9 protein-coding genes and 2 pseudogenes are annotated in these 16,957 nt (G+C 59.3%); 5 read left to right on the top strand and 6 right to left on the bottom strand.

Annotation, left to right across the window (positions count from 1 at the left end; all coding sequences use genetic code 11):
* Positions 1–96 (top strand): annotated as a pseudogene (locus tag KGB03_RS30060) (IS110 family transposase); the annotation flags it as partial.
* Between the two features lie 52 nt (positions 97–148).
* On the opposite strand, the pseudogene KGB03_RS30055 reads toward KGB03_RS30060, so the two are convergent.
* Positions 149–571, bottom strand: a pseudogene (locus KGB03_RS30055) (DsbA family oxidoreductase); the annotation flags it as partial.
* 31 nt (positions 572–602) lie between these two features.
* Complete coding sequence (locus KGB03_RS30050; protein WP_223530782.1) at positions 603–1,637, bottom strand: alpha/beta fold hydrolase; 1,035 nt, start codon at positions 1,635–1,637, stop codon at positions 603–605.
* A 189-nt stretch (positions 1,638–1,826) separates the two neighbouring features.
* Here KGB03_RS30050 and KGB03_RS30045 point away from each other — a divergent pair, with 189 nt between their 5' ends.
* The 3 genes from KGB03_RS30045 (at position 1,827) to KGB03_RS30035 (ending at position 11,652) form a co-directional block, all read left to right on the top strand.
* On the top strand, positions 1,827–7,418 hold the full coding sequence (locus KGB03_RS30045; RefSeq protein WP_223530780.1) for a dermonecrotic toxin domain-containing protein: 5,592 nt from the start codon (positions 1,827–1,829) through the stop codon (positions 7,416–7,418).
* A gap of 180 nt (positions 7,419–7,598) precedes the next feature.
* Entirely contained in the window at positions 7,599–8,711 is a 1,113-nt protein-coding gene (locus KGB03_RS30040; protein WP_218538357.1) for a hypothetical protein, read from the top strand.
* A gap of 34 nt (positions 8,712–8,745) precedes the next feature.
* Positions 8,746–11,652, top strand: a complete 2,907-nt coding sequence (locus KGB03_RS30035) for a hypothetical protein (protein ID WP_223530778.1) — start codon at positions 8,746–8,748, stop codon at positions 11,650–11,652.
* A 74-nt stretch (positions 11,653–11,726) separates the two neighbouring features.
* Here KGB03_RS30035 and metE read toward each other — a convergent pair whose 3' ends face one another.
* On the bottom strand, positions 11,727–14,039 hold the full coding sequence (metE, locus tag KGB03_RS30030) for a 5-methyltetrahydropteroyltriglutamate--homocysteine S-methyltransferase (protein ID WP_223530776.1): 2,313 nt from the start codon (positions 14,037–14,039) through the stop codon (positions 11,727–11,729).
* Positions 14,040–14,158: 119 nt separating this feature from the next.
* Between metE and metR the strand changes: the two genes are divergently transcribed.
* On the top strand, positions 14,159–15,076 hold the full coding sequence (gene metR, locus KGB03_RS30025) for a transcriptional regulator MetR (RefSeq protein ID WP_008155262.1): 918 nt from the start codon (positions 14,159–14,161) through the stop codon (positions 15,074–15,076).
* Between the two features lie 124 nt (positions 15,077–15,200).
* Here metR and KGB03_RS30020 read toward each other — a convergent pair whose 3' ends face one another.
* From KGB03_RS30020 to KGB03_RS30010, 3 genes are read right to left on the bottom strand one after another with little or no spacing between them, the layout of a single operon-like run.
* Positions 15,201–15,698, bottom strand: coding sequence for a GNAT family N-acetyltransferase (locus tag KGB03_RS30020; RefSeq protein WP_218538354.1), 498 nt, complete (start codon positions 15,696–15,698; stop codon positions 15,201–15,203).
* A gap of 2 nt (positions 15,699–15,700) precedes the next feature.
* Positions 15,701–16,339, bottom strand: a complete 639-nt coding sequence (locus KGB03_RS30015; protein ID WP_192410286.1) for a LysE family translocator — start codon at positions 16,337–16,339, stop codon at positions 15,701–15,703.
* 24 nt (positions 16,340–16,363) lie between these two features.
* Complete coding sequence (locus KGB03_RS30010) at positions 16,364–16,798, bottom strand: NUDIX hydrolase (RefSeq protein ID WP_111452009.1); 435 nt, start codon at positions 16,796–16,798, stop codon at positions 16,364–16,366.
* Between the last annotated feature and the right edge of the window lie 159 nt (positions 16,799–16,957).

Raw genomic sequence — 16,957 nt, 5'->3', positions numbered from 1 at the left:
ACCACTCAGGCGCTGGTGATGCTGGCTCGCAAGCTTGCTCGGGTGGTATTCGCCTTGCTGAAAGGGCAAAGCGAATATCAGCCAAAAGCCAGTTGAGGGCTTTCCCTCAACCATAGAATCTCCCACAGTGACCGCGCGTGCCAAAGGATCAGCTCACTGTCCCGCCCTTCGCTTCACTCATGATCTGCCGAATTGCGCCGACAAAGGCGTCGACCGGCTGACCGCCACTGACGGCGTATTGTCCGTTGAACACCACCGTTGGCACCGAATTGACGCCTCGCGACAGCCACAACTGCTCTTCTTCGAGAACCTCTTTGGCGAACTCATCCGACGCCAGAATCGCCTCGGCTCGCGACCGGTCCAGCCCCACGCTTTCGGCGATCTGCGCCAACTGCCCAGGGTCGGACGGATTGCCGCCCTCGGTGAAATACGCCTTGAACAGCGCCTCTTTCAGATTGAACTGCAACCCTTCCAGCCCCGCCCAGAACAGCAAGCGGTGGGCGTCGAAGGTGTTGTAGATGCGACTGTTACCATCCGTGCGAAACGCAAACCCGACCTCGGCGCCGCGCGAGCAAGCCCGCTCCCACAGTTGGATTGGGGGGTTACAGGAGCTTGTGTTCCGCCACCGGATCAATCTGCGCCCAATGCGAGGTGTCTTCGCGATGGGCCTGCAAATACGGCAACACCGCTGCCAGCAACGGCGCCTTGAACGCTTCCTGGAATCGATGCGCCAGCCCCGGAATCAGCTTCAACTGACTGCCGCGGATATGCGCCGCCAGATGAACGCCGTGCATGACCGGCAGCAACGGATCAGCAGTGCCGTGAACCACCAGCGTCGGTACGCGCAGTTGATTGAGCAGCGCCACACGACTGCGCTCGGCGAGGATCGCCATGATCTGGCGCTTCACGCCTTCGGGGTTGAACGCCCGGTCATAAGACAGTGCCGCCTGATGCAGTAGCACTTGCCGATCATCGCTCACCGTCGGGCTGCCCAGCGCCGCCAGCAAATCGGCTTGCTGCTCCAGTGCCACCTCGCGATTGGGCGCCCCACGACGCGACAACAGTTGCACCAACGCCGCACTCGGCGCCGGCAAGCCTTCGGCCCCGGAGCTGGTCATGATCAGGGTCAGGCTCTCGACCCGTTGCGGCGCCATCGCCGCCATGTGCTGGGCGATCATCCCACCCATGCTCGCGCCCAGCACGTGGAACTGCTCGACGTGCAACGCATCCATCAAGCCAAAAGCATCGTCTGCCATATCGGTCAGGGTGTACGGCGCCGACACCGGCAAACCCAGTTTGTAGCGCAGCACTTCGAAGGTCAGGTTGGCGTCAGGGGGGGCTTGCCGCCAGGTCGAGAGCCCGACATCGCGATTGTCATAGCGAATCACCCGAAAACCCTGCTGACACAGCGCGACCACCACCTCGTCCGGCCAGTGAATCAACTGCCCGCCCAGGCCCATCACCAGCAACAACGCAGGGTCCGAGGCACGGCCGATGCTCTGGTACGCCAGGCTCACCTGTGCCAGATCGACCCGTTCGGTCGGAACATTGATATCGCAACGAGACGCCGCCAGGGACGGCAGGCCGAACAACAGCGCGGCCAGGAAAACCGCTGTGGAAAAAAATCGTGCACGCATGAAAAACACCGAAACGCAGGACTCCAGTAGAGCGCGAGTCTGATGAAGTTTGTTCAAGCGCGCTGCCACAGTTACGTGACAGTTTGATGAAGTTCGCTGAACGGTCAATGCGATAACTATGTACCACCACCGCCCGAGCCCCTTCGCATTCAATGCCTGCCAACCGTCCACCTTGAAGCCAGGCACACCATGCTCGAACAACATCACGACACTGACCCAATCACCCTCAGTGATTTTGGCCTCGCACTCGCCACCATCCCGGCGATGCAGAATGAACATTCGTTCCTCCAGGCCTCGCAGCGCTGGCGAGACAGCCAGCAGCAAATGCTCAAGCTCATGGCGACCTCCCCCAGCGTTCACAGCCTGTTGACGCAAACGCTCAGGCAACGACTGGATCTGGATGGCGAGCGGGTCGGCCTGTTTTTTCCGGCCACCGCCGAGCGCTCTTCGCGCCGTTGCAGCCTGACAGAAGCCTGCGCCTTCCTGCTGCAACAACCGGATCTGGACCCGCGGCATATCCCGACCTGTCGGGTTACGGGGATCGATCGCAGCCATCGACACTTCGCCACCTCTGCCGTCGAGCTGCTCAAACAACTCAAGGCCCTGGGTCTGAAGCAGCGCCTGACGGACGGCTGGAACACGTACTGGAACGGCCGGGCCAATGGCTCGCCATTATCAAGACGGCACCTGGCCGCCCGGTTGTACCGCACACACGTTGACGCGGCAGGCCAACTGGCCCTCGCCGAGGGTGCGTTAAGTGCCGAGCAGTTAAAGCCGCTGCTGGCGATCCTCGATCCTGTCGACGGAAAATCCGAAGTGGCAGGCCAGCGAGTCATCGCCGAACAGTTGGCCCTGCAACGCGCTGACAATCGTTTCGCCAAACTTCCTGGTGTGCTGGACATCAGTCTTTACGGGGGACAATCCACCGAGCAGTTGCTGTATTTGCCCACCCACCGGCCCGCACTGTTGCACTTCAGTCAGCGCAGCGAGCTGGACAGTTGGCTGATCAGGCATCAACACGAAATCCCCTGGAGTGTCACGACTGACGGTCACAGCGTTGTCGACTACAACAACCCGAGTGCCCCGCTGGAGGTCGGTGCAGCCCAATTATTGGAGCGTTTGCATGCCATTCAATTGGAAAGCGCATGCACCGGCCTTGGCGACGACATTGCCGAACAGGCGGCCTACGCACTGCTCGCTGTCGATCAAGTCGACGCGCGACGCCGCGCAAAAGGAGGCTTTAGCGCAGCGCCGGACCTCCCCGCACCGGTACACGAGCAGGACGATCAGGCGCTCGCCCCCTCCTTCCCGCTCGGTAATCCCGGGCACGAATTCTCTTTGTTCGTGCGCAAGGCCGCATTCAGGCAGCAATACAGCGCCATCGAAAACATGCTGAAAAAACACGATCAGGAGACGTTCGACAATCCACAGGTGACAGCGCTCAAGGCCCTGTTTGCATCCCTGGACGAGGCCGACCAGGCCGCCATGACCGCGGCATCCGCCCTGCTGGAGCGCGAGCGCGTTTTCGATACGTCGACGATCAACATTCAATACGCCGCACTCTATCAGACGAGACTCAAGGCCCTGCAAGCCGAGGCCAGCATCCAACTCAAGCTGGAGCAGATCGATACCGCCGAACACCGCCTGCTTGAAGCCGTGTTGAAAACGCCTGCCAGCGCCGATCGTTCCGATCAGAGCGCCGCTGCCTTCGTGACCTTATCGGTCAGCGAAACCGGCGACATTGAAACCGTTTCGCAGCGTCAGGAGCTGGAGGGGCTGCTGGTTTTCGCCGACACCGTGACGCTGCAAGACCCGTCCTCGACGCAAAGCCTGTTGCTCTACTGCACCGGTGCTGGCGGAGGTTTGCAACGGTTCGCCAATCGCCGGGAAATGGAGCGTTCCCTGTTTAAACTGCATGCCGCCGACGGGCACGCGGCGTTGCACCTGACCCCGATCGCCACCGACCCTTTCGAGTACAGCTTGCATCAACAAGTCGCGACTTTCGAACGCCGCGCAGCCGAGATTCGCCAGCAATACCCCATCGATTCCCAACCCGCACAACACGCGAACGCACTGGGACAGTTACGCGAGCAGACGCTTGCCGCCCTGCAGGTGCCCAGCCACCAGAACCGCGACCTCGCTTTCGCACAAATCGTCGAGCAAAACCTGAGCGCACGATTGACCCGCCAGTTCCCCCAATGGCTCACCCAGGCATCACCGGGTGAACGCTTGCAGCTCAATGCATTGATCGAACGCTATGTACCAGCCTTGCAACGCGCCCACGCGTTACACGAGCTCACTTTGCCGCTGGTCAGTGACTTCGCCGCCAAACGCATCGATGCCCGGCTGCGCAAGGATTTCTCACTCCAGCACAGCTTCGCCGTGCAATTGGACCTGCCTGATGCAGTGACATCCGAACAACACTTCACCGTGGCTCCAGGCGCACCGGGAACGCCGACCAAAACCGTATGGGTCGCCAGCCAAAGCCGCAGCAAACTGTCGATCCATGAACTGGCGCTGCTGAACATCGACGACAGCATCAAGCAGCGCTTGAGCTTCATGCGTGTCGAAGTCACCGCCAGCTCCGATACCGAGCGCGATGCGCTGGTCAAAGGCATCACCCTGTCGTACCTGTGCGCCCTCGTGCCGGAACTCGATCTGGCGCAGCACTACGAAGAGCTGATACGCAGCACCTACAGCGGACCGGCGACAGCATCGGCATTCGAACGTGAATACCACCACGAATGCCTGCTCGAACCCTACCGCTTGCAACTCGCCATTCAGGGACGCTTTGCCCTCCTGCGAGGTGCAATCAACGCCACCGAGTGGCAAATCCTCAACGTCGCGATTGAGGCCGCGACGGCGCAGGACTGGTCCGCCAATGGCCAGCAGATCGTACTGCTGCCCGCGTTGTTGAGCGCGGGAGGCAAAGATACGGACTACAAGCCAACCACCCTGTCGGGCATTACCTTCATTGAGGAGAAAATCAGCGGACTCACGCTGCTGTACCTGCCCGACACCCCGGACGGCGTGTTCCTGCGCCGATACGACAGTCTGGAGCAAGCCCGAAAGGCGTTGTTCGATCTGTGCCTTGGCAGTGAAATGGCCAACTATCTGGCAGAGCGCGCCCTTGATGGCCTAAAGGCAAATCACCTGGGCCGCATCACGCAAGCCTTGCTGAAAAACTTCGACGGGATCATCGGTGTCGGGCGCCCGTGGCCCAAAAGCACTTCATTACCAGCCCATCTATTGCATGCCGAGATGGGCCGCCTGATCCTGGCTCATCGCAACACCTCACGCTCCAACAGCGAACTCTTTCTGGAGCAATACGCAGTCAAGGGCGAGAAGGTGTTCACCTATTTGAAAATGGCCATTGGCGTCTTGCCCATCATCGGTACCGGTGTCGGCCTCTATGATGCCTGGAACAGCGCCAATCAAGCCGTCGCGGCCTTTCGCAAAGGTAATCACGTGCAAGGCATGGCTGAAATAACCATGGTGTTGCAGGCGTTGATCGATGCAGGCATGGACTTTCTCTCGGGTTTCAGCTTGCGGCTCAGCGCGATCCGCACACGAACGTTTCATCGCCAGTTGAGCAGGATGTTCAGAGGCACTGACGCTTCGTCCACACCGCTGATATCGGCACGTGAGGCCCGGCATATTGCAGCGAGATTCGCTGGTTATCACTACGAAAAACCAGTTTCCCTGGCGGGCCTTCAACCCGGTACGGACGGCGTTTATCGCAATGTCTATCGACACGCCGACGGTGACTTCATTGTCAGGTACGGAATCATCTACAAGGTGGAATTGCATGACGGGGCCTGGCGGCTGAGCGGGACTCAGCTCAAAAGCTATAAACAACCCGTAGCCCTCGATGCCAGCGGGCAATGGAACACTCACTTCGCCGTTTACGGGACTGCCTTCAATGGCGGCCTGGCGGGAGGGGGTGGGGTACAAAGTTACCTGGCCAACAGGCTTGATCCGATCTGGCCGACGGTCATCCGCGAGCGACTGCCGCGTTGGTGGGTCGATCGGGTTTTTCGGCGCCAACAAGCACTGACAGCCAGCACCGATACCAGGATCGAGCAACTGAGCACCCTGAGCAAGCGCACAAATGAGGCGCTGGAGCGCTACAAAATCAGCCCACCTCAAACCCACATGGCACAAATCAAGCACCTGGACGCCGCTTGCCTGAAAGAAATAGAACTGGCCAAAACCGGTTACCTGGAACTCGAAGAACTGTTGCCGTTGAGCCATGGCAACAAACGGGCAGGTATTAACGACGTAAAAAGCCGAATGGCCTGGGTGATAGTGGACCGCTCACTGCACCGGTTGAGGTTTGGCGCCAGGCGCATCGCTCAGCACCTGGAGGAACTCGACGATTTTGCAAACCAGTCGGATACTCTGCCCAACACAGACTTCAAGCCCATATTGAGCCTTCTGCAACAGCGCAAAAATGCACGGGTAGGGATGGTCAAGGCGCTCGAATTGATCGACGCGACCAGCGCACAGATTGATGAATGGAGCAAACGCATCACCAATGACGCTCAACGAAGAGTCGTAGCGACAGAAAAAAACAAAATGGCAGCCGCATTGCTGCCGGAGAACCGGCAGTACCTGAAAACGGGTCAATACTTGCAAGTCGTCAGTCGGTTTGATGCGGTTAATGATGTCTCCTGGTTTTATCTGCAAACCCAGATGGCTGACGCACGGGCCAGGATCGATCGGGTCCTGGCTACCCAACACTGTCTTCACCAAGTGAACGCCCGCCCCGCGGAACGCACCAGGATTCTTGAAGAGTGTCTGGCGGCCTACGATCAATTTCGCAAGGAGCTGACGGCATGGACAGCCAGCTATCCTCAACATTTCGATCTCACCTATGTCCCGCTGCTCCTGGACGGCATAGAAAAAACCGCCGAACGAGCTCGCCAGGCCATCAGGCAAACATCTGTGCCACGGCCGACCGGGCCTATCGTGAAAAAGATCTTTGAAACCGAACAAGGTCAATTGTTGATCGGTGACGTGATCAGCGGCCAGGATCGATTCACACTCAAGGGCATCGATGGCTATACCGAAAACTGGTTGCCAGGGTTACACGGCAAATACCGTCTGCAGGAGAATCCCCTGCGGGTCAGCCAACAGCATGCCCCCACGGATGTCAGGCCTTTGTTGGCGGAGGCAAAGAGTCGCCTGAACACCCAGGCGGCGTACCAGGACAAGGTCGAAGCCTACGCCAGGCAAAAAATGCTGCCCGTCGACCTTGAACACATGATGCTGACTGAAGCCACCGAGCTTCGCCTGCGCGCCAGCCAGATCGAACGCCTCGACCCCCAGGCCCCTCTCATCGGGCAACTGCGCGAAAAGGCTGCCGAACTGACGCGCAAAGGACAAGACTTACGCATCCGGCACTCCCTCATCAGCCAGACGCCCACAGAGGGGTATCTGGACTATCTGCTCAAACAGGGTGCGGTGCAGATTCGCAAGAACGGTGAATTGACCGAGCTCGCACGCCCGAAGAACGGGCGCAGGGACTTCCTGCAGGAGTACGAAGTGCTCGACCTGACGCAAACTCCGGCACAGCCCCTGTGGTATGCCCATTTTCATTACAACAAGCCCCAACCGCGCTTCGACGAGTTCGTCAGAGCCCATCTCAAAACAGCGCAACAACGCCAACTCGGCCTGCAATGGCAACAAAAACAGGCGCAAACCGGTGCGCCGGTCGACTCTATCTGGCGTGGTGAAATCGGCAGGCCGTTAGCCTTGCAGCACTTCCAGAACCTCTGACACCACCAGCGCCGGGGGGCGGTAATGCCCCTGCGGCGTATAGGCGAAGCTTGCCACCCGTCTGAAAAGTGCCTTGACCTGTCACATTTGACAGTAGCCGGTTTCAACGCCGGAACCTTAAATAAGAGCCCATCCGCTGTGATCTGGCGGCATCAGTTCGCTCTGACTTGAGGACACATCATGAATATTGACGAACAACTGGTGGAAAATAGCCCCGCCCGGTTTGCCACCTCGATCGTGAGCGAAAGCAGGCTTGATATTCCCGGCGCCCTCACGGCGATCGAAGACGCGGATGTGGGCATCAACCGAACGTTGGCCCGAGGCAACATCAACGGTATGGCGATCGTTATTCCCCCCACACAAATCTTCGTCGGTGACCGGGTGGAAGTGTTCATTCGCCACCCGACCTCGCCCGCCCTGCCGATCATCTGGTTCACCGTGCCAAGTGACTATAACGGCGAGCCGCTCTTGAGAAGAGTCCAGGTCAAGGACATTCCCGAGGGCTTCAGTACCTGGTTCTACCGGGTCAATAGCGTGGAGTCGGGGCATCTTGAGGTGTTCGTCAAAACCGAACTGCCCGGGGGAATCGACCCACAACCGGAATACCCGGGCCACAGGTTATTGCGGCCCCCCGTCATTACGCCGTCGATCATCGACGGCACACAGGACGTCATTGTCACCGTGCAGCCCTGGCAGGGCATGCGCCCCAACGATACCGTGGCGATTCAGTATGTCGGCTGGCGCATCGCACACAAGGTTCTGAAGTCCGAGATCGGTCAACCGGTCGAGCTCACGATTTCCCAGGAAATGATCGCGGCCGACGGCAGTGGCCAGGCCTTGCTTCAGTACTGGGTAACTGACGAGGTGGGCAACATGGCCTCTGACCACTCGATCGGGTTGATGGTCTATATCCAGGACGCCAATCACGCACAACGCCTGCCCGCCCCGGTGGTGTCCGAAACCGATCAGGACAACGCCATCTACATGACTGCGCTAGGGGCCAAGTCCGTCATCGTGACGGTCGCGACCCCGGCCTCGGTCTTTGCCCCAACGGATGTGGTGGAACTCGACTGGCGAGGCGAACCCCGCACAGGCCTGCCCCAGCTGTTCACCGACTCTCGAACGGTTGCCTCCCAGACAGCGCTGACCTTCGAGGTGTCCAACGCCGTGGTCCAGCGCCTGGCCGGTGGTTTTGCCAACGTGGCGTACACGCAAGTCACCGCCAGCGGCGAACGCCGACGCTCGAAGTACGTCCAGGTCTTCATTGTCGGCAACACCCGCAGGATCGATTGACTCCCATTACCCACCTGTTCAGAGGTAATCCGCCATGAGCGTTTTCAACACACCCGAGCCCCCTGTCAAAGCACGGCAAATTGACCTGCTTCCACCGCTGCCAAAACCCGGCGATATCAGAGTCAATAGCGTTCCTGTGCTCGTGATAACCAGCTTGATCAGCCTGCTGGCGGATGATGAGGCCGAATACGGTATCAATAGACGCGCGTTCCAGGAAGAAATAAACCAGCTAAAAGGGCTGATAACGGCGATCGACCCGTGGAGCAGCATGTCGGCAGGTGATCACTGGATAGTTGAAGCGATCTACTCGTCTGGGATCCCGATCACACTTGCGAATGGCACTGTCAGTGATACACAGGTGAATCTACGGATACTCCAGGTCATCTCACAGAATGATTTGCCCGACGGCGTGTGCGATCTGGTGGTCGGCGTACGCAGGATCAGCAATGTCGGGGGCGACTACGAACGCTCACCGGCACTGAAAGTACTGATCAAAACCACCCTGCCCGGCGGACCGGACCCGGATCCGACGGAGGCTTTCCATCAGGGACTGGCGCCTATCGAGGTGGAGCGGGACATCCTCGATAACGGCGTCACCAAGGACTATCTGGACGACAACAACGGGGTGCCCATCACCATCGCGCCCTACGAGAACATGCGCAAGAACTCCACCATTTTTGTCCTGTGGGGAGATAAAAAGATCGAGCTGCCCCTGGTCACTACCAGCCAGGTTGGCAAGCCCATAAAGTTCACGATCCCTAAAAACCTCCTGACGAATCTGCCCCCCGTAAATCCTTTGCGGCTCACTTATCACCTTAAGGATGTGGTGGACAATCACAGCGCTGCCGATGCGCCTCCGATCTTCTTCCTGTTCGACCCCACGCTCGTGCTACTCGAACCCCCCGTTATCGACAAGGCGGATGGCGAACAACAGCTCGACCTTGATGCACTGCTGGGGGAGGACGTCGAAACACATATCTTCTCCTCCAAAGTCAGTTTTGTACCTGGGGACGTGGTGGATCTGAGCTGGCGCGGCGTCAGCGCTGGTGGCCGTCAGGTGCCCGTGGATATGCAATGGAAACCCGAAGCGTCGAGCCGTTCGCACACGTTCATGATTCCCTATGACCGGGTCCACCTGATCGCTCGGGGTTTCGTCAAAGTTGACTATAGACTGACCCAAGCCGCCAAACCCACCACCCCGCGCTACTCACGCACGACCTACGCCAAGATGATCGGCATGCCCCTGAAGCTGGCTGCACCTGTGGTGCCTGAAGCCAAAGGGGGGTCTGTCGCGGTAGACACCGACCCGGCCCACGTGATCGTGAAAAGCCAGCCAGGCGCCATCATTCTCAACGATGTCGTTTACATTTACTGGTACGTCATAACGGCGGCAGGAATAGAGGATTTCTACGCGGCGTCCAGCCCCGTCAGCGCGGATATGGTGGACAAGGACATCGAGTTCACCGTCCCCAAAGACCATATTGAAAAATGGGAAGGGGCCAAGGTACTGGTCGAGTACACCGTCCGCCGCAAAGACACTGAAGACGTGGGTTCCGAAACCCTGGTGCTGGAAATCGGCGACATCACGGCCCAATTGCTGCGACCGGAAGTCATCGATGCGAAAGACGATGTGTTGATCCCGGAAAATGTACCCAACGGTGCAGCGGTCACCATCGAGCCTTATCCCGGCATGCGTGCCCTGCACATCGTCAGGCTCGACTTCATTGGGGCCAACCAGCAGGACTCCTGGTCGTCACCGCCGATAGAGGTGCAGCCTGAAATGGTGGGCAAAGACATTACGCGAACCGTGCCCTTCGAGAAACTGCTGGCCAATCGAAACAACACCGTCGAGCTGGTCTATACCGTCACCAACCCCTTTACCAAAACCCAACGGGTTTCGGAACGGCGGCGATTGAACATCGGCTCACCGATTCCGAACCCGGACATCACGATAGTCAAGGACGGCAATGGCAGCGATATCCCCCGCAACAGCCAGACATTTGCCACCCGGGCAACGCTGACGGGCACTGCTGGAGTGAGTGTCCCCGTAGAACTGCGCAACCATGGCGTGATCGTGGCCACACCAACCTCCACCGCAGGGAAAACCTGGTCACACACCCTCGCCACCCTGGCGCCGGGCTCGTACAGTTTCACCGTGCAGAACCCCGGCACAAACCGGCCCTCCGCCATCTGGGCCTTTGTTGTGCAGGAAGCGCAGACGCCTACCATTACTTCCGTCACGACTGGTGACCGCCAGGTACCCAATAACGGCGCAACCTACTACCAGAGCAACATCATCATTCAAGGCAAGGCAACCCCGAAACAGCAGGTCGACGTCTATGATGGCGACGCCAGTCTCGGGCGCTTCCCGGTTGCAGACAACGGCGTGTGGACGGTCCCTGCGCGGTGGTTCGCAGTGACCAGGCATGTCATCACGGCGCGAACCATCGATGGTTCCAAACAATCGCTGCCACACGCTTTCACCGTTCAGCAAGGGTTGTTAAGCGATCTTGCAGATTTCAAATACGTGGCCTGGCAAGGTTGGGCCCCGGGCGGGGCGGGTGGTGGCGCGAGTGACTTTTCATTTTACGCGGCTCCCGGAAGGGGCTTTTACGCGCTGAACAACTACACCTATACGATGCGTTCACACGGTACGGTATTGCAAAAGTCCTTCTATAACTTGCAACCGGGGGCCATGTACCGATACCAATTTGCCGTAGCCCGAATGGATGGCCGTCACGACTCTCCGGTGCTTCGCTTAAGCACCAGCACAGGTGCCGCATCGCCTTATCAGACGATTGGCTCCTTTAACTGGATGGTTCTGGATTTGTATTTCACGCCGAACGTTCCTGAGGTAACGCTTTATCTCGACAGCGGCCAGCCCAGTGGCAACGGCAATGATTACGACATGGCCTGGGTCGTTCTGAGCAAAGTGACTTAAGCAGTAAAAACCCGCTGACCGTTAACCGGTCAGCGGGTTTTGTTTTGCCGGGGCGACATTTACGGAACGAGGACTTAAGCCAGTTGACTCCTCAACTGCCGCGCCGCCGCCACCATGTTCACCAACGCCGCCTCAGTCTCCGGCCAAGCCCGGGTCTTCAGCCCGCAATCGGGGTTCACCCACAACCGCTCAGCCGGAATGCGCTTCACGGCTTTGCTCATCAACTTCACCATTTCCGCCGTGTCCGGCACCCGTGGCGAGTGGATGTCATACACGCCCGGCCCGATGTCATTCGGGTAGTCGAAGGCCTCGAAAGCCTCCAGCAATTCCATGTCCGAGCGCGAGGTTTCGATGGTGATCACATCGGCGTCCATCGCCGCAATGGACTGGATCACGTCGTTGAATTCGCTGTAGCACATGTGAGTGTGGATTTGGGTTTCGTCCCGCACACCGGAGGCGCTCAAGCGGAACGCTTCTACCGCCCAGTCGAGGTATTCCTGCCATTGCGCACGGCGCAGCGGCAAGCCTTCACGGAAGGCGGCTTCGTCGATCTGCACGATCTTGATACCGGCAGCTTCCAGGTCCACCACTTCGTCACGCAGGGCCAGCGCCAGTTGCTGCGCCTGGATTTTGCGCGAGACGTCTTCACGCGGGAACGACCACATCAGCATGGTCACGGGACCGGTGAGCATGCCTTTCATGACCTTGTCGGTCAGGCTTTGCGCATAGGTGATCCAGTCGACCGTCATGGCGTTCGGCCGACTCAGGTCACCATAGATGATCGCCGGTTTCACACAGCGCGAACCGTAGCTTTGCACCCAGCCAAAACGGGTGAACAGGTAGCCGTCCAGTTGCTCGGCGAAGTACTCGACCATGTCGTTGCGTTCGGCTTCACCGTGCACCAGCACGTCCAGCCCCAGGCGTTCCTGGACTTGCACGGCATGGCGGATTTCGCTGTGCATGGCGTCGGTGTAATCGTTGGCCGACAGCTTGCCTTGCTTGAACGCCTGGCGTGCCAGACGAATCGAACCGGTCTGCGGGAACGAGCCGATGGTGGTGGTCGGGAAGGCCGGCAGTTTCAATCGCGCACGTTGCTGCTCGATGCGTTTGGCGAACGGCGAGTGCCGTTGGCTGTCCTTGTCACGGATGGCGCTTATCCGTGCCTGCACCTCGGCTTTGTGGATACGCGGCGACTCGGCGCGACTGGCCTGAATCGCACGGCTTTTGGCGAGGGCGGCTTGCACCTTGGGTGATTGCGGGTCGTTCAGGGCATCGCGCAGCACGGCGATTTCACCGCACTTCTGCACGGCAAATGCCAGCCAGCTTTTCAGTTCCGGGTCGAGTTTGTCTTCGCGATCCAGATCCACCGGGCTGTGCAGCAGCGAGCAGGAACTGCTGACCCACAAGTTGTCGCCAAAGCGTTCCTGGGCCGGCTGCAGTTGCGCCAGCACTTGCTCCAGTTCGCAGCGCCAGACGTTGCGACCGTTGACCAGGCCCACCGAGAGAATCTTGTAGGTCGGCAGACGGTCCAGCACCTGGCCGAGTTGATCCGGGGCGCGCACGGCATCGATGTGCAGGCCTTGTACTGGCAGGCTGACCGCCAGGCCGAGGTTGTCTTCCAGACCGCTGAAGTAAGTCGCCACCAGTTTTTTCAACGGCGAATATTGAAGGATGTGATAGGCGCGCTCGAAAGCGTTTTTCCAGGCCTGTGGCAGGTCAAGGGTCAGGATCGGTTCGTCGATCTGCACCCATTCCACGCCCTGAGCGGCGAGACGGCCGAGGATTTCACCGTAGATTGGCAGCAGGCGTTCCAATAGGTCGAGCTTGTCGAAGTCATTGCCTTTGGCTTTGCCCAGCCACAGGTAAGTCAGTGGACCGATGATCACCGGTTTGACGTTGTGGCCGAGGGCCTTAGCTTCGTCGACTTCGTCGAACAGCTGTTCCCAGCTCAGTTTGAATTGTTGATCAGCGCTGAACTCCGGGACCAGGTAGTGGTAGTTGGTGTCGAACCATTTGGTCAGTTCCTGGGCGTATTGCGCTTTGCTGTGTTCGCCGCCGCAGCAGGCCGTCGTGGCGCCACGGGCCATGGCGAACAGGGTATCGAGGGTCGGCAGGCCGCGCGAGTCCTTGGCGCTGTCGAAACGCTCGGGAATCACACCGAAGGTCAAGGAGTGGGTCAGGACCTGGTCGTACCAGGCGAAGTCGCCCACGGGCAGCAGGTCGATGCCGGCGTCTTTCTGCAATTGCCAATGGGTGGCGCGCAATTGGCGGCCGACGCTTTTCAGCGCGTCCTGATCCAGATCGCCCTTCCAGTAGGATTCGAGGGCTTTTTTCAGTTCGCGGTCAGCGCCGATGCGCGGGAAACCCAGTGTGTGTGCCAAGGCCATGTGAAATTGCTCCCTCTAAAAGTTGCTGTAAAACATGGCGCTATTGTCGACAGCTAACCCAACATGAGACAAACTCAACCTTTTCGTGTTGATCACAAGTTTTCCTCATGGAGCCCCCGGTGCTTGAAATCCGTCACCTGAAGACCCTGCACGCGTTGCGCGAAGCCGATAGCCTGGTGGATGCGGCCGACCGCTTGCACCTGACGCAGTCGGCCCTGTCCCACCAGTTCAAGGAACTGGAGGAGCGCATGGGCATGCCGTTGTTCGTGCGCAAGACCAAACCGGTGCGCTTCACCAGCGCCGGTTTGCGTCTGCTGCAACTGGCCGACGCCACTCTGCCGTTGCTGCGCGGCGCCGAGCGCGATATCGCGCGGCTGGCCGGTGGCACTGCCGGGCGTTTGCACATGGCGATCGAGTGCCACAGTTGCTTTCAATGGCTGATGCCGACCATCGACCAGTTCCGCGATGCCTGGCCGGAAGTCGAGCTGGACCTGGCTTCAGGCTTCTCATTCGCCCCGCTGCCTGCGCTGGCCCGTGGCGATCTGGATTTGGTGGTGACCTCCGACCCGCTGGAACTGGCCGGGATCACTTATGTGCCGTTGTTCACCTATGAAGCGATGCTCGCGGTCGCCAATCAGCACCGTTTGGCGAGCAAGGCCTACATCGTCCCGGAAGATTTGCTCACGGAAACGCTGATCACCTACCCGGTGGAGCGTGATCGGCTGGACATCTTCACCCGTTTCCTGGAACCGGCCGATATCGAACCGGCTCAGGTCCGCACGTCGGAACTGACGGTGATGATGATGCAATTGGTGGCCAGCGGCCGCGGCGTGTGCGGCATGCCCCATTGGGCGCTGCATGAATACAGCTCACGGGGTTATGTGAAGGCCAAGCGGCTGGGCGAGAAAGGTTTGTTTGCGACGTTGTACGCGGGGATTCGCGCCGACATGCTGGATGCGCCGTACATGCGCGACTTCCTGCTGACGGCCAAGGACACGTCGTTCTCGACACTGGATGGCGTCAGCGCAGTTCGCTAGAGCCTGACGACGATCAAAATGTGGGAGCGGGCTTGCTCGCGAATACGGTGTTTCAGTCAACATTATTGTTGAATTTGACACCGCTTTCGCGAGCAAGCCCGCTCCCACAGGGATTGCGGTGGGTTCAGAGTTCCCGCCACATGTGGATTTTGTCGAAGTAGTCTTCACCGACCCGTACCGCCAAAGGTTCCAGGCCAAACTGGACGAAACCGCAACGCTGGTACAACTTGAACGCAGCCTCATTACCAGCGGTGACGGTCAGCTGGATCAGCCTCAGACCTTTATGGTCCTGCGCTTCAGCCAGGGCAGCCTGTACCAGGTGATAACCGACTCCGCGTTGCCGGGCCTTGCCCGATACGTACATGCCAAACAATGTCGCCTTGTGCCTGGCCTTTTCCCGAGGCTCGAAGGCCAGCCCGACGATGCCCGCCAACTCACCGCCTTCGAACGCGCCGAATACCACGTCCAGTTTGCCGCTCAGGCGTGATTCCCACCAACTCAATGGCATCACAGCACGTTCGCGCACGCTGGAGGTAAACGCCTGGGGATGCAGGTCATAGGCTTCGAGCATCAGCGCCCGATAATCCAGAGCATGACTGGCATCAAGCCGTTCAATCCACATGTTCAAGCCATCCGTCGTTGTTCCAGCATCAGTCGCACTGCCAGCGCCGACAGCACGAACCCCATGAAATAGCGCTGCACCGCCAGCCAGGACGGGTTGTTGACGAACCAGGAGGCGATGCCCGCGGCGAACAGCGCAATCAGCAGATTGACGCTGAAACTGACGCCGATCTGAGTCAGCCCCAGCGTGATGCTTTGCGTGAACACCGAGCCATGCTCAGGCGTAATGAACTGCGGAAACACCGACAAGTAAAACACGGCGATCTTCGGGTTCAGGGCGCTGGTCAGAAAACCCATGGTGATCAGTTTGCGCGACGAGTCCGGCGGCAACTGCTGCGCTTCGAACGGTGAACGCGCACCCGGTTTGACGGCTTGCCACGCCAACCACATCAGGTACAGCGCGCCGGCCCACTTCAGCACTTCGTAGGCCATCGGCACCGCCAGAAATACCGCGGTCAAACCGGCAGCGGCCGCGAACAGGTGCACGAAAAACCCCGCGACCACACCCAGCAACGACGTCACACCGGCCTTGCGGCCCTGGCAGATCGAACGGGAGATCAGGTAAATCATGTTCGGCCCCGGCGTCAGCACCATCAGCAACGCGGCAGCGGCGAAAATCAGCAAGTCTTGAAGCGGGATCATGGGCAGTCCTTTGTCCGGGAATAATCAGGCAGTTTCGGTTAACAAGGCTCGATAAAACGGCAGGATCAGGTCCCGTGTCAATGGCGCCAGCGTGACATTGCCGTCAGTGGCCGGGTCGATCCAGCGCACCTCTTCGATTTCCGCCGCCGGCGATACGTCTGAATCGATGGTCAGCTGAAAGAGTTCGGCCTGGACGGTAAAACCCGGCTCATTGGCGGCCGGTGCCGAGAATTGCCCGAGATAAGTGGCGTGTGCCGGATCGATGACCAGGCCCAATTCTTCTTCAAGTTCACGGGCCAGCGCCTGGACCGGTTGCTCATGGGCTTCGATCTTGCCCCCCGGCTGCATGAACGCTTCGGTGCTGCGCTTGCGGACCAACAGCGTGCGCCCGTCCGGGCCGATCAACAGGGCAGCGGCGATGCGGATGAGGCGGGGTGAAGCAGCGGATGACAGCGTCATGGATCAGGATCGCCCTTGGCAAAAGGCGCAAGGATCACATGGCTCCGCTGCCTCGTCACGCCGAAAAACATCTCTGCAGACATCCGCAAATCCCCTGTGGGAGCGGGCTTGCTCCGGGCGGCGTTCCGACGCGGGCGGCGGGCCAATCAACATCAATGT

The sequence above is a fragment of the Pseudomonas sp. BF-B-26 genome (genome assembly GCF_019956495.1).
Taxonomy (GTDB): Bacteria; Pseudomonadota; Gammaproteobacteria; order Pseudomonadales; family Pseudomonadaceae; genus Aquipseudomonas.
This window is presented reverse-complemented; position numbering and strand designations above follow the sequence as displayed.